We start from the raw sequence: 14,793 nt of genomic DNA on the forward strand, positions 1-14,793 counted from the left end.
GACCGTGAAACGACTCTACGCCGATGATAGTGCGGATTCCCGTGTGAAAGTAGGTAATCGTCAGGCTCCCTAAGCCAAGAACCCCCGCCCGACCAGGCGGGGGTTTTTGCATTTGCGCGACGGAAATGTGCGGTCCGCCTGGCATGGGTGCAGTTCGTGCTGAAATGGTTTTTTAAGTTTGAGCCTTGGCGAATTTTCAGAAAATAGGGAATTGATCGTCCGGCTGCATGTGTCGACAGTAGGCCTTTTAAATCGGCGGCTTCATATGACCTTGCCGTTCGCCCTCATTGGCGAGTCGTCGCCTCTCCCGAAGTCGTCTCCGGGGGAGCCAGCGTATCCGGACACCGCTTGTTCGCCGATGGCGTTCCCCCTGGCATCGAGTTCCGGCCGGAGCCCTTGGCGCACCTGAGTGTTGGCGTGCGGAGCTTTCGGGCTCAACGGTTGGCGGAGTGGGTCGACGCGGTGCTCACCCTCGATATCGAACGTGCACGGTCGCTCGTGCCGGATCGACGGGAGTTCCCACTGCATTTCACTCGCGATCTCGAAGTCGCCAAGGCGTGGTTGCGTGCAAGAAGTGAGCCGGACGACGGCCAGCGCGCCGGCTTGATCGCCACGTCGGAGGATCAACGTCTGCGCGCCTATGGCCTGGAACGCTCCAGCGCCTTCCGACTGGATTACTCGTTCGAGAAATGGTTCTTGATGCCGCCCGCGGACGTCCGTTCGAGCCACGCCCTCGAGGTGGCGGCGTCGGAGTTCGAATGCCAAGGGCTCGAACTCGACTGGGTGGGCCTATGCTGGGGCAGCGATCTGACCCCATCCAACCCGGGTGGCTGGGAGTACCGTAAGTTTCGTGGCAGTGCTTGGCATCAGGTGCGCGGAGACGGCGAGCGCGCCTATGTACGAAATCGCTACCGCGTGTTGCTCACCCGAGCACGACTCGGCATGGTTATCTGGATTCCCCGGGGCAGAGCAGACGACACGACGCTCGACCCCGCCCGATTCGACCGCATCGAGCGACTGTTGCAGGCGGCCGGCGTGCCCGAGCTTCAACAAGAATTCGAAGGAGCTCACGCATGAGCCAATACGATCACCACCACGACTGGCTCTCTCTGATCGAGATATCCGGCCCCTTCCTCGCAGTTCCGGTTCTGAAAGAAGCGTTTCCGCAGGGCTTGGAAGAGCTCGATGGGATCAAACGCAAACACCTGCGTCAGGCCTACGAGGAATGGCGCGAGGCGCTGGAGACGGACGACCCACAGTTCACCGAGCTGCACGCCGCATGGATCGACGAGGTGCTGTCGCGCGGACTGGAGCTCGATGAGGATGGCAAAGGCGACGTCCTGAAGCGCGCCGACTGGTGTGCGTTCAATCTGAACGCCAGTCTGCCCGAGCATGGGGTGGCGTTGTCTGCTGGAGCGCACTGTCATAACCAATCGAGTATCCCAATGGCATTCGACTAAACTTGTCCAGCAGCATCGTGACGGTGGGCCGACCGCAGGGTAGTCCAGTCCTATCGTCGACAAGGAAGACATCGACCGGCGTGTGGTCGATCTCAACGCGCTCGAGAATGTGAGTAACGGGTATCCCAGTCTTCGTAATCTTGAAGCGCCTGTCGGCGCTTGCTTTCCCCTCCTTGAGAATGGCGACGTCGTATTCATCGACCCTGTCGAACAATCGATACAGCGTGGACTTGCTTGGGCACCGCAGATGGTCGCATAGAGGTCGGGAGAAGTTTTCGAGATCGAGTTTTTTTACTAACCGTGTCTCCACGTCACCGATCGACCACGCGGGTACCTTGTCGGCGGCTTCGACGAGGCTTTCCATGAACAGGTCGACGACACGTGCGTCGGTGCGCGGATGTTGCGGTCCACGTAAGTCTGTGCGTGGAACGAGCGACCTTGTATCTTTTGAGCGGCGGTAAGAACGGTACCAGCGATAAACAGACGATGGGCTTGGCGGTGCAGGATCACCGTCGCAGTTGGCGCTTTTGTATAACTTAGCGAACTCTTTTATCAACGGGGCAAGTGTCTTCGGAGTCAGAGCTGGCCGGCCATACTCCAGGAATTGATCAACATAGTGTTTCCGACGTAGTGCGTCTTCCTGCAACTTGGGGCTGAGCTGGGAAAAAGGCCGCCCGTATGAAAGGAGTGCGTCCTGCTCGCTGGTCGCAGCATGATCATTTTTGATTTCGTCTTCGACGACGATTCGATTTGCTACGTAAGCGTCGAGTAACTCTTGCTTTGATGTTTTGAGCAGCTCACCAGTGACCATCGCATCTAGGAAGACCTTGCCATCGTTGAGAATTCGAGCGATACAGACCGGGGCGCCATCAAGTTTAAAAGCGGCGTTCAGCTTCAATGAAAAACCACGCATCTTGATTCTCCACATGAGTGAAAATCTCGGTAGTACTATTGATTTCAGTATCAAGTGAACATGTTAGGTATCCAAGCATCAGAAGGCCGGATACAGCGCCGCGACCGATGACACTTACCGCATCGTCGAAAGATCGAACGTCGTTGACATGGATGAGACGGAGAGCGCGACGAATCTCGTCGTAGCTCATAGGAGTTAGCGGAGCGCTACGCCAGAGTCGACGAAGGTTGCCGAGACGAGGTTTTTGCCGGATTGACTTATCCGTAAGGATCACGAATGCCCGGCCGGTGCGATCGAGATGCGCTTCGATGAGATCAAATTTTCTACGTATTTGTGGCGCGTTCAGCCGGTTTGCCGGCTTGATCTCGACAAGGATGCGTTGGCCGGAAGTGGTTTCGATCTCATAGTCTGGCGTATATCTTCGGGTCAGTTCGCCGTCAGGGTAATAGACGTGTTCGGGCTGTTCCCTGTAAGACCTGATCAACGGAGACATCTCGAACAGTAAAACGGCATCGCCTTCAAGTGTCTCCTCGTGCGCAACCTGGCGGCCGTTCTTGAACGAGGGAAAAAGTCCTCGGACGAACGGGCCTGATCTTGTCGCTACGTCTCGAACCGGCCCAGCTGTGGGAGCAACCGGTTGCTTCGGTCTGACTGAGCGAAAGCGGTGTACCTCTCGAAGCTTGTTACGCGATATTTCAAGATGGAATAACTTGCCACGCCTCTTGCTGGCGTCTGGCCTTCGAGATGTCATTGTCTTTCTCATGGTTCAGGACAAAAGAAAGGCTGTCCGCTCGGACAGCGGATTCGAAGAGAGCACCAATTTGAGGGCGTAGCTACATCCTGCCGTGGGCGTTATCCGCAGCAAACTGGTGCGACGAACCGGAAGGACGGCTTGACGACGAGGGGAGAGGAGAAGACACTCACAAGCGTGACCACGGAGCAGCGTTCAGCTCTCCACCAAGCGGGGCAGACCTTCGGGTTTGTTCCGCTTTTTTACATTTCTGCGCCCTCCTTGTCCTTTCTGACGACGCGGCCCAGCACTGGCCGATCGCCGAGCTTGGCGGTGCCCCGGCGCCACGTATCAATCAACTCCCTCATGACACGGATCTGAGCATCGCTCAGTAGATCCAGTTCTCTCCAAAGCTCACCGCATAGCCGATACGCGTCCGACGAGGCGGTTTGGGGAATCGTGTAGTGACGTCGAGATGCCTCCAGCTCGCTCAATAGGCCAGCGAGCTCATCGGTGGAGAGCCGAAGGTATCTCGCGAGGCGGTCGACGAAGTCACGGGAAGGCGGCCCTTTTATCCCAAGTTCCAAGGCAGATACGTAGCTCTGCTCGAAGCCCATAGCTTCGGCTAGGTCCTTTTGGCGCACTCCGTAGCGGAGTCGAAGCGCACGAAGTCGTTCGGAAAAGGGACTCAATGCTTTCCTCGGGTGAGATCGTTGGAATCACCCAAGGATGATAGTGGAGTAGTAAAAAAAGTGAAGGGAGTGCAATTTTTGAGTGAAATTATCGTATATATGTGTCTATACGATAATTTTAGACGAAGTGGCGTCGCCTAAATCGCAGGCCGTGCTTGGGGAGCAGCTTCGTTTTAGAGGATGACCGGCGAGATTCGGTGGTGCATTGAGACAGGGTGATTTAGAGTGCGTATACTAAATTTTATGCTTGATGAGAGAGGGGCGATCCCTTGACCCAATACCCGCTGGAATGGGAAGTTTGAGATGCTCAGGAACTTCTTCGAAGCCTCCCGCATGTACTAGGAATTCAACGCCCGCGGCCAGTCGAAGTATGTCGCCCGTTCATCGCGGGATTCCAGCGTTGGCTGTGTCGGGCCGCCCCTTCACCATTCAACGCGAGTTGTCGGGGCTGCACGCCGCGAAGCACAATTGGGTATTCCGCTACCGCTTAGATCGGAGTCCCCCCAAGCAATCACCTCCAACGCGCCGTAGACGTCAGCGGGATCGTCGTGGTTTTGCAGCTAGGTAATGGGGCTTTTGCCGCCGAGGCGGACCGACGGCCGCTCAAGCCAGCGCTTCGCTTTAGCCGAGCCGCCGAACACTTCGCGAGCATATGCGCGCACCGCGCGCAGCGTATCACCCTCACGTCGAGCCTTGGCTGGTGTGGCACCAATTACCCGATGTTGGTGGGTGACCTCTCGTTGCACGGCGTTTGCGATCACCGATTTGACTTCGCTAGAATCCGCGAAGGCGATGGCAGATTTGGCGCCGGTAGCTACGTGCGCGGGCTTTGTGGTGACCTGTCCTGCCTCTTTGCCGCGCTTGCGCGCAGACGCAACAGGACGTTGCGAGGCTGTCGGGGGAAAGATGTTGGTTTCGTCGTCATCTTGCAACCTCGATCACACTCCACGTGATACGGAGGAGGCCCGTCCATGGCTACTGCAGGAATGATTGGTCGACCGGCACGATAGTCGCTCTAGAAAATGAATTTTCAAACTCGGGCCAGTCTCGTGCGCATCGATACGTTCGTATAGCAGGCCACGAATTCACCGACCTTGAGCAACATGAGTGATCGGCCCTGTGCGAGCGGAGGACGATAAAACCAAAGCCTGCAACCCATACGCATCAGTGCAATCTATCACCGAAAGGGGGAAGGTGCCCGCAAATGTGCCTCACCATTGACGCGCTGCTACGTCGGCTAAAAACGCCTTCGAAGCTCGCGACCATGATCATCCGCGACTCGCGAACTGTTGCGTAGAACACACGCTTGCTTCCGGTCGATGCAAAGCGCCAGCCGGCCAGCGCCATAGGTCGCAACGCTCAGTCAGGATCAACCGAAGATCACGGCGGTCACCTATAAAGCTCCAGCGGTATCGTCGTCTCCCCGCCGTGACGCGCTGCCGAGCGCCATAGGCACTATGCGAATCGCGCACACCAAGGCATACTGTAAATTTATACAGTATCGTTATCCTCCGTTGGACTGGTGGAATCCTCCAGTCCGAGACCCGTCGGATGCTAGAATCGTCGCATGAAAACCACGTCCAAAATCAGCAAGGGAACGCCCGCGCACTTTTCCGGGCATGAGACGTTTCCGCTTCGCCAAATGTGGCTTAAGAAGGCCTTCGATCAGACTACAGACGGCAGCATAATCCACAAATCCACCTTCGCCGACGGGACAGCAATCGCCGCTTTCGGAGTCGGCAAGAATATGGTTGCGTCCATCCGACATTGGGCCCTTGCTTGCGGCGTTATGTATGACGCCGGGGCTGATGAGTTCCGCGTGGGAGGCCTCGCGAGGGAGATACTACAGGATGGAGGTCTCGATCCCTACGCCGAAAGCCCTTCAACGGCGTGGCTAGCTCATTGGCAACTAGCGGGTAGATGCTTTCGCTCCACTACTTGGCATTGGCTGTTCAACCATGTAACTGCACCCACCTTCACACGCCAAGAACTTGAGGAGCCATTGACCCGCTATGCACGCGAACTCGACGCGAAGCACCGACTGTCTGCCTCGACAATCTCGCGCGACTTGGAAACCTGCTTGCGAAGCTACGCTCCCCGCGCGGCCGGCGGATCACCAGAAGACTTCGCCGAACCGCTTTTAGGGGAGTTGAGCCTTTTGCAAGAGGTGCACAAGGGGCAGTATGCGTTCCGACGCGGCCCCAAAGCATCTCTGCATGACGGGGTCTTCGCGTATGCATTGGTCGACTTTTGGGACCGTGCGGCTGATGGCCAGAGCTCTCTCGCCTTCGAGACGGTGGCATATGGTGAGGGGGCACCGGGTCGAGTCTTCAAGCTCGACGAGGAGTCGATCGCGCAACGGCTATTAGCGCTGTCCGACTTCACCGGCGGCAAGCTCGCTTGGACCGATTCGGCAGGCCTTCGCCAAGTCCACCGAAAGCCACTCTCAAAAGAAGACTACAGAAACCTGATCAGGCGCGCCTATGAATGAAAGATCGGAACAAACATTGTCGGACATCGTTCAGATATCGCGCCAATATCAACGCTCGATCCGAGTTGACGCAGATATTGGACGCGCCGATGCACTCTCCGGCTACATCTGCCATGCGACGGCCTCTTCGGTTGTCGAGGGCATGTGCAAGCAGCTGTCGAGCACCAATCAGCGCTGCTTTACGTGGACTGGGCCCTTTGGCGGAGGCAAATCTTCACTTGCCGTGGCATTGGCTAGCGCGCTTCATGCCGATAAGCGTCTGCGGAGCCATGCACGTCAAGCTCTCAAGGTCGAATCGAAGCCTTCGTTCGATAAAGCATTTCCCGTTCGCAAGGGCTGGCTGCTTGTGCCCGTTGTTGGTCGGCGCGGAAGTGTCATATCAGAACTCGGCAACTCCCTGAAAAAGGCCTTGGGCAAAAATGTGGATGGCCGCCATAAGCCGAGTGCGTCGACCATCATCGCAGATCTTCTACTGGCGGCCGCAAATCGACCACACGATGGGGTTCTCGTCCTCATCGATGAAATGGGTAAGTTCCTAGAGGCGTCGGCCCTAGGTTCTGGCGACGACGTGTACTTTTTTCAGGAGCTTGCTGAAGCCGCAGCTCGATCAGAAGGCCGACTGGTAGTCGTCGGTATTCTTCATCAATCGTTTGCACAGTACTCCGCTCGCCTTGGAATCGATACGCGAGACGACTGGATGAAGGTCCAAGGTCGTTATTTGGACATGCCTTTCGTGGCCGCAAGCGACGAAGTAGTCGAGCTCATCGGTCGTGCAATCGAAGTAAAACGCCGCCCGGAATGGATGCACCATGCCTCAAACGCTATAGCCGATGCAATTCGGTCGCGCCGCCCATCCGTGGGCAAGGGATTCGCCGACGCATTGGTCTCGTGCTGGCCTTTGCATCCAGCGATGGCTGCCTTGCTCGGCCCTATTTCGAAGCGACAATTCGGACAAAACGAGCGCAGCACGTTCGGTTTTCTCTCATCGGTCGAGCCCTACGGCTTTCGTTCGTATCTGAATTCGACGCCGTTGAGCGAGGCCACCTGGTATCGCCCGGGCGATTACTGGGACTACCTCCGGTCCAATTTAGAGCCGGCTATCTTGGCCTCTCCTGACGGACATAGGTGGTCGCAAGCGGTCGAAGCTGTTGAGCGCACCGAATCCAAGGTAGGTACGCCGCTTCACGTCGAGCTGATAAAGAACATCGCCGTTATCGATCTTTTCCGTAACGGGTCAGGACTCGCTGCGGATGCGACCGTCCTGGCCACCCTCTTCTATGCGACGCCGCGCGAAGAACTCGACGCTGCGCTTCAGCAGCTCACCTCACTGCGAGTAGCGCTGTTTAAGAGTTACATCGGAGCTTGGTCGGTCTTTGAAGGCAGCGACTTTGACATCGATGCCGCCATTGCCCAGGCTCTCGGCAGTTCGCCCGGCATCGACTATCGCCGGCTTTGTCAGTTGATGGGGGTGCATCCGGTGGTAGCCAAGCGCCACTACCACGAGACAGGATCTATGCGCTGGATGGAGCTTACGCTTTGCAGCGTCGAGCAGGCTGAAGCTACCGCTGCCAGCTATCATCCAAGCGAGGGTCAATTCGGAACATTCATCCTGGCCCTGCCGAATCGCGGGATGAGCCTACGCGAAGCTCGAAAACGCGCTCAAGCGTGCTCGAAACTGCGGCCATGGCCGGTGATGGTAGGGGTTCCAAATAACCATACCCGTATCGTTGAACTTTCCGGCGAGCTGATGGCGCTTGAGCAGGTCAAAGAACGACATGAGCTGTCGGGTGACGCTGTCGCGCGACGTGAAGTCTACGCTCGCTTGGCGTCCACACGTGCTGATTTGGAAGATCAACTTCAAGCCGCGGCGTCTCTGACTAGCTGGTACCACGGGACCGATCAGGCCATACAAGCTGGCTGCAAGTTGTCGCCTATAGCCTCCGAGCTCGCCGACGACCTATTCGGGTTTTCACCTCCGGTTTGGAGCGAGCTAGTCAATCGGGACAACCTGTCGAGCAACAGCGTGAAAGCGCGCAGGGACCTTCTTCACGCGATGGTGAATGCTGAGGCACAAGAGGCACTGGGTTTCGAAGGATTTCCGGCTGAGCGCGGGCTGTATGAGACGTTACTCAGGAGTACGGGATTGCATCGACAGGACAGGTCAGCCGTCTGGCGCTTTCTTGAGCCGACAGCACAGCAAGCCGAAGGGTTCGAACACCTCTGGAGGACGACGCGCGAACTCTTTTCAGATGTCAACTCGAAAGTGAGCGTTGCCGACGTCTATGCCCTTTGGGGAGCGCCGCCATTTGGCATGAAGCAAGGCATTCAGCCAGTCGTCTTGACTGCTTTCCTGCTCGCCCATAAGGCAAACATCGCTGTCTACAAGGATGCGATGTTCGTGCCGCATCTGACCGACGCCGATATAGACGAGTGCCTACAAGATCCAAAGCGCTTTTCACTACGATGGGTGGCGATCGACGAGGATAAAAACAGAATTCTCAATGGTATCGCCAAGCTTTTAGCAGAAATCGGAGAACGCACGGGAGCCGCCGACCCGTTGGAAGCAGCCCGGGGTTTGGTGGCTATGGTCTTCAATCTGCCGGAGTGGACCCGCCGTACACAGCGGCTTGGTCCTGACGCGAAAGCGGTACGAGACATGCTGCTCAAAGCGAGCGACCCGCACAAAGTGCTTTTCGTGGATCTTGCATCTCTACTGAATGCTGCCGATGGAAAGTCTTACGTCGACGCATTGCGTGCACCGTTGCAAGAGCTCGCTGGTGCGTACAGCAAAATGCTCTCTTCTGTCGAAGATAAAATGCTCGAGGCGCTCGACGCGAGCCGGGACGAACTGGTCCCTTTGCGCGAGCGCGCGATCTCTGTAGCGGGTGCGACGGGTGACCTACGTCTTGACGCGTTTGCCACGCGGGTGGCTAGCTTGGACGGAAGCAGAGAATCCGTGGAGGGCATTTTGAGCCTAGCGGCAGACAAGCCGCCTCGTGAGTGGATAGACCGACACATTGATTTAGCGATGCTCGAGTTGACCAAATTCGCCCGTCGCTTTCGCGAGGCAGAAGCCTTCGTAGCTGTCCAAGGTCGGAAGGCCCACAGCGAGGCAATCGCGGTGGTCATAGGGGCAGGCTCCGACACGAAAACAATCTCACGATCGTTCTCCGTCGCAGATCGCCATCGAGAAACCGTGGAAGCAAAAGCCGATGAGGTTGCCGCAATGCTCAAATCCCAAGGCTTGGGGACTGATGTCTTGCTAGCCATCCTGGCAAAGGCTGGATTGAAGCTGACATCTGCTAACAAGGAGGCTGTAAGTGACTGAGCGGCACGTTCTAGGACTTTCTGGCGGGAAAGACAGCGCCGCACTGGCGGTTTATATGCGCCAATCACACCCCGACCTGGACATCGATTACTTTTTCACCGATACAGGCGAAGAGCTACCTGAGGTCTATGAGTTCCTCGGTCGTCTTGAGGGTTATTTAGGCAAACCAATCGAGAGGTTGAACCCTCGGCGAGATTTCAGGTTCTGGCTGCGTGAGTACAACCACTTCTTGCCGAGCCCTCAGACACGCTGGTGTACTCGGAAGCTCAAACTCGCTCCCTTTGAGCAATGGGTTCGACCTTGGCTTGCTGCCGGCGATCGAGTGACTTCCTATGTTGCCATTCGAGCCGACGAAGATTACCGAGAGGGCTATACGGCCAAGGCCGACAACCTGTTTGTGAAGCTCCCGTTCCGTGAGGCGGGGATCGATAAAGCAGGTGTGGTAGACATTCTTGAGTCTTCTGGCGTCGGGTATCCGAAATATTACGAATGGCGGTCGCGCAGTGGCTGCACGTTCTGCTTCTTCCAACAGAAAATCGAATGGGTAAGGCTGAAAGAGCGTCACCCTGACGACTTTGAGGCTGCAAAGGGCTTGGAAAAAGATGCCCTAGAACATGGTTCCCCCTTCACGTGGTCGCAAGGCGAATCGTTGAGTGAGCTCGAGCAGCCAGATCGCATGGCGGAAATCAGAGCTGAGTATGAGATACGTCGCGCGCGGTTGCGCAAAAGCATCCCCATCAACCCCTTGCGGCCCGCGAGGACCTCTGTTGAAGACATCGATGACATATACGGAGAAGACGAAGGCAACGGCGCTTGCGCGATCTGCCACAAATGATCGCGCAAGGGTGCTTATCTTTCAAAGACAACGGTAAGCTGCACCTGGCCGTTTGCTACATCGTTGTTCTCTAGAGCTTTGTAGGCCTCGTCTAACCCGACCCACTCACGCACTTTCGCTAAAATGCCACCGGGAAGCTGCTTGTCCGATCTCCATCCCTTGCGCAGCGCAGTGCAAAGTGGGTCGGCCGCGACATTGATGTTCAGCTGTGACAACTCTCGCGCCAACCAGAGAGAGATTTCCACGCACGCATCATCTTGGAAGCTATAGAGGTCCCTCTCCTGCGTAAGCGAAAACACCCGTGCTTTCTTCGCCGTCTCTAGGAGTGGGGTTCGGCCATTTCTCAGACTGTTCGATTGAAGGAATACCTTTGAGCGGAGCAGCGCCGGTCGCAACATAAGTTGCGAAGCTGGCCGTGACATGTGGTTGGTAGTAGCGGCGACAATTTGGTGTGCTATGTCGCTGCGCAGCCGGCCAATGATACGTAGACGCTCGTGGCGTGCCTGTGCTATGACCGAGCGCAAGGGCATCGCGCGCAGCTCCCCCACCCGCACTCGAAGGTCGAATTCCCGTCGCATCCCGCCTTCATCGATCTGGAGGCTGCGTGCTACCAAATCTGTTGTCGAGGCGGTCGGGTTGTCTGACGGCTGGAGCTCACGCGCCTCTGCAACTGCAAAAATCAATGTTCCATTAGCATCTCTCGCCCGGGAAATTCCGTTGAGATCGCATTGTTGCGTAATGTGTACCCAGCATTGAGTGTCATGAGCGAGCGTCGGTCCGCAGAGCACGCTGCCAAATGGCAGCGATCGGCTGACCCTCTCCGCGCTCTCTTCATCGAAATAACACATGAAAGGCAGCGTAGGACGGACGCCCAACCACGTGAAATGCGACATTAACGAGCGCGAAGTGTCGACGTCGGTCATCGGAGCAATAAGACGGTTCGCGAGCTCCTTGCCATCCGCTGCGAAATGACTTCTGAACTGGGCGTCCAAATCCTTGATCTTGGCTCCGACATCAGAATCTGACTCGACACGAAATAAATACTCACGACTGAGCAGCTCGTTCAGGTGCTCATCGTAAGGGTCATCGTCCCTGATAGACGTCAGATGGATCTGCTGCATCGCAGACGCGTCTAGGTTCCAAAGTGTCTTCGATGTCTCTTCAGTAGCCCGCATTAACGCATTCATCCATGATTGAATAAAAGCGCGCATCGAATGCGCTACGGACGATTGACGGGAAAGCTGGTCAAAACTAAGTCGCAATCCGGCGGCCCTGAATTGCGGCTCAGCGATCTTCGCTTTGGGGAGCACCATCAGGCCAGCGGCACTGATCTGCGAGCCTGCGCTGAAATTCCGTTTATGCTCATTGAGCTCATTGTGAGTAGACATAAGCACAATAGGCGGCAACGTCAAATTTGAAGCATTGGCGGACAATTCCCGAAGGTATTTCTGGACGCCGTCAACCGGTGCATCGTCGCCGTCCTCCAAGAACAAATCTAAGAAGACAGTATCACACTCGGCAATTTGCGTAAGTATCGGCCGCGGAGCCCCTACGAACTTCACGATAAACTCAGACGCTGGAAATGCCGTTAGGAAATCGTTTTTAAGTTGTGACACGCGGCGAGAGCGAGCCAAAAATGGCTCCAACAGGTCTTTGAGTTCTTCACTGGCGATGTTGTCAAATTGCACGCTCAGCAGCACGTCGCGTACTGCGTCGTCGGTTTGGAAGTAAGCTCCGGCGCTGTCCTCGTCCCCCACAAACTGTTGTGCAGCCGCTACCGCCTTTGCCACCTCACATAAGCTTTCAAACTTCGGGTCGGTTGTGTCTGCGATTGTCTCGTAGAAGTCTGGCACCGTCCCTTCAACATGTACCTTGCGCAGTCCCGCGAGCTCATCATCAACGACCAGGATACACCGTTGCATTAGCGACCCTCCATAGGAAGCTCCAGCACGAACGTCCGAAGCCGCCCATCTCTCTCGCCGCTCGCATCTAGGTAGAGCTTCCCTCCGTGATACTCGACCAATTCGCGGGCAATATAGAGGCCCAACCCCTTGCCTCGTTTTCGGGTGGTGTAGTAAGGCTTGAAGACGGCTTCTGCGGAAGCAGGGTCGATACCTGGTCCGTTGTCCGTAACGGTAACGGAGTTGGCGCGCGTGTCGATTTCAATCACGATTCGTCTTTGGTCCTGATCGTCTTTGAGGCTCTGCTGAACCCAATAAACGGAGTTAGTGAGAAGATTTTCTAAGACTTGCGCGATAAGCCCTCGGACGAGGTAGACGAGCAAGCGCTGGTCACGGGCTTCGACACCGTCCACAAGGATCTCCCACGCAATTTTGTGTCGTTCAAATCTCGCCTCGAAGCCCGCGACAACTGTCTTTACCTGCGCGACGACATCATACTGTTCACGGCGATTGCGTCCCGAAGGACTCATTACATCGACTGTGCTAATGCGCTTGTTCGTCGCTTTAATTTGCGCTTGAAGATTATCTACCAGAATCACCAGCCGCGGGTCCGTACTATTCGATTTCTTTAAATCGATGAGAAGATCACCTGTCTTCTGTGTCAGACGCGTAAGCTCGTGTACAACGATTTCGACGACGAGCCCAATATTGGCTAGTTCGAGCAACTCAACGCGAGTCTCTCTTGAAAGTTTAAGCGCATTTCGAATCGTCTCAACATATTCGACTTGGCCTCGGAGAACCTGCCGAATCTCGTCGATCTTGGGGCGAACGCTGGAGGGCAGAGCACGTCCGATGTCTTCAACCGTTTTGAGCGTCTGGACCAATGAATCTTCCGATCTTCGGAGACTCTCTTCCGTGGACTCTTCTTCTATCGCGCGCTTGACTTCGACCTGCTTAATTGCGTCGATATGTGCACGAAGGTCGAGCACAAGAATCCCGCTGAAGATCGCCACAAGAAGGTTCTGCTCAGGACACGACACGAGCCGCTCTCTATTAGCGGCATCGACTAGCCGTGGATTAGCTTGCGACGAAATCGCAATGCTCCCCACTGTTTGGTAGCGATTGAGGGTGAATCCCTTAGTTCTCAGTGCTTTGCTATCCCACTCGAGCCAGTCATCGTCCATTCCGCCGGTCTGTCCCACCCGGAATCCGTCGCGATAGACCGCGAACCCGCCGCACCAAACGTTGAGCTCCTCCAATAGCTGCTTCTTCGTTTTATCCACGGTCCCGCTTAACAGGCCACGATTAAACCAAAGGCACGACGCGGTGAAAGGCCCTAAGCTCCTGCATGTTTCTACGGGCAGATCAACGATCCGCGCGAGCTCCTCCAGCGTCCACGTCCGGCTCTCCGCGGTATCGGTTCCTTTCCAAGTCAACTCTCGCCTCAGAGCAACGGCCCCAACGGGGCCGTCAGGGTTATATCGAATTTCGGCACGGAATTGAGAAGCGTCCGACAACCATCGCGGAAGCGGCACGATTGGTAATCGGTGACCGTTCAGTAAGACGTCGATAGGATACGTTTTGCGCGACTTGTCAAACGGATTTTGCAGGCGGCGAACATATTTGTTCAAGAAATCTCGGACCTTGGCCGTTGACCAGTGTGCCCCAAGCCTTCGAATCGTAATGACCGTGCCACGAACTTCTGGTTTATCCACATTGTCGGGCAAAACCTCAAATGTGATCTCACCAAGAAACGCTTCGGGGTCGTCGAATTTCGTCCAATCAAAGGTAACAGAGTTCCAGTTAGATTCGCCTTCCACCTTCGATCGAACCTCTGCAACAGCCCCCAACTTCATCATGGACAACCTGCCAATGCCCTTCTCTCCCAGAAGGGTGCGGCTACCCGTAGGGTGAGCACGCTTCTCGAGCATTTTGTACGGTGTTCCGACGACCATAAATCTCTCGCGCAACTCGTCCTCAGTCATGCCGATGCCCGTATCGCGAACCTCAATCCAAAAGTCGTTCTCAACAAAGGTTGCAAGGCGAGCGGCAAGGGACTTCGCACTCGACGACGCGTTTTCGAACTTCGCCAAGATGTCAGCACGCTGATCCAAAGTGAGCTCATTGGACAAAGCCTTCTCCAACCGCTCAAGTGCGACCTTCTTAGAGAGCCCATTCTGCTCGAGCTGCTCGCGGACGAGAGTTACGGCTCCCGAATCCGCCGGGGCAGAAATGGACACGGTCGCCCGTGCCGATCCCGCGTCGAACGAATTCTTGATTAGTTCGTAAAGAGCCATCTCGTCAGAAGTGATCAACTCAGCGCCGAGTTGGCGCATCGCCCGAGCGGCGATTCGAAACGGCTGTGCGCCCGCCTTATTGTTTTGGCTCATATGCTGAAATCCCTAGCAAAGCAGTGTGCTCCTCTCTGCCGTAGTCGGCACCA

The 14,793-nt window shown here is 56.0% G+C and carries 11 protein-coding genes; 5 read left to right on the forward strand and 6 right to left on the reverse strand.

Annotated elements, in window-relative coordinates; genetic code table 11:
• Positions 1-348: 348 nt before the first annotated feature.
• Positions 349-1,077, forward strand: a complete 729-nt coding sequence (locus tag WS45_RS29765) for a DNA/RNA helicase domain-containing protein (protein ID WP_059703059.1) — start codon at positions 349-351, stop codon at positions 1,075-1,077.
• Complete coding sequence (locus WS45_RS29770) at positions 1,074-1,460, forward strand: hypothetical protein (RefSeq protein WP_059703061.1); 387 nt, start codon at positions 1,074-1,076, stop codon at positions 1,458-1,460. Before WS45_RS29765 ends, WS45_RS29770 begins: the two co-directional genes overlap by 4 nt.
• On the opposite strand, the gene WS45_RS35510 is transcribed toward WS45_RS29770, so the two are convergent.
• From WS45_RS35510 to WS45_RS34415, 4 genes are all read right to left on the reverse strand, one after another.
• On the reverse strand, positions 1,366-2,388 hold the full coding sequence (locus WS45_RS35510) for a hypothetical protein (protein WP_156437345.1): 1,023 nt from the start codon (positions 2,386-2,388) through the stop codon (positions 1,366-1,368). The genes WS45_RS29770 and WS45_RS35510 overlap by 95 nt on opposite strands.
• Positions 2,336-2,857 (reverse strand): TnsA endonuclease N-terminal domain-containing protein, encoded by a 522-nt coding sequence (locus WS45_RS35515; RefSeq protein WP_179950414.1) that lies wholly within the window; start codon positions 2,855-2,857, stop codon positions 2,336-2,338. Before WS45_RS35515 ends, WS45_RS35510 begins: the two co-directional genes overlap by 53 nt.
• 509 nt (positions 2,858-3,366) lie before the next feature.
• Entirely contained in the window at positions 3,367-3,795 is a 429-nt protein-coding gene (locus WS45_RS36640; protein ID WP_063896569.1) for a helix-turn-helix domain-containing protein, read from the reverse strand.
• Positions 3,796-4,355: 560 nt separating this feature from the next.
• Positions 4,356-4,727 carry an MbcA/ParS/Xre antitoxin family protein gene (locus WS45_RS34415; protein WP_082716489.1) on the reverse strand — a complete coding sequence of 124 codons (372 nt, stop codon included), beginning with the start codon at positions 4,725-4,727 and terminating at the stop codon, positions 4,356-4,358.
• Positions 4,728-5,362: 635 nt separating this feature from the next.
• Here WS45_RS34415 and WS45_RS29785 point away from each other — a divergent pair.
• From WS45_RS29785 to WS45_RS29795, 3 genes are read left to right on the forward strand one after another with little or no spacing between them, the layout of a single operon-like run.
• Positions 5,363-6,286, forward strand: coding sequence for a DUF4007 family protein (locus WS45_RS29785; protein WP_082722085.1), 924 nt, complete (start codon positions 5,363-5,365; stop codon positions 6,284-6,286).
• Positions 6,279-9,614, forward strand: a complete 3,336-nt coding sequence (locus WS45_RS29790) for a hypothetical protein (RefSeq protein ID WP_059473539.1) — start codon at positions 6,279-6,281, stop codon at positions 9,612-9,614. Before WS45_RS29785 ends, WS45_RS29790 begins: the two co-directional genes overlap by 8 nt.
• Entirely contained in the window at positions 9,607-10,449 is an 843-nt protein-coding gene (locus WS45_RS29795) for a phosphoadenosine phosphosulfate reductase family protein (RefSeq protein ID WP_059473540.1), read from the forward strand. The genes WS45_RS29790 and WS45_RS29795 overlap by 8 nt, the downstream gene beginning before the upstream one ends.
• Positions 10,450-10,463: 14 nt before the next feature.
• Here WS45_RS29795 and WS45_RS29800 read toward each other — a convergent pair whose 3' ends face one another.
• A complete protein-coding gene (locus tag WS45_RS29800) occupies positions 10,464-12,371 on the reverse strand; it encodes a hypothetical protein (protein WP_059703064.1) in 1,908 nt (635 codons plus the stop codon).
• Entirely contained in the window at positions 12,371-14,740 is a 2,370-nt protein-coding gene (locus WS45_RS29805; protein ID WP_059473542.1) for a sensor histidine kinase, read from the reverse strand. Before WS45_RS29805 ends, WS45_RS29800 begins: the two co-directional genes overlap by 1 nt.
• Between the last annotated feature and the right edge of the window lie 53 nt (positions 14,741-14,793).

It is taken from the genome of Burkholderia sp. RF2-non_BP3 (genome assembly GCF_001522185.1).
Classification (GTDB): Bacteria; Pseudomonadota; Gammaproteobacteria; order Burkholderiales; family Burkholderiaceae; genus Burkholderia; species Burkholderia diffusa.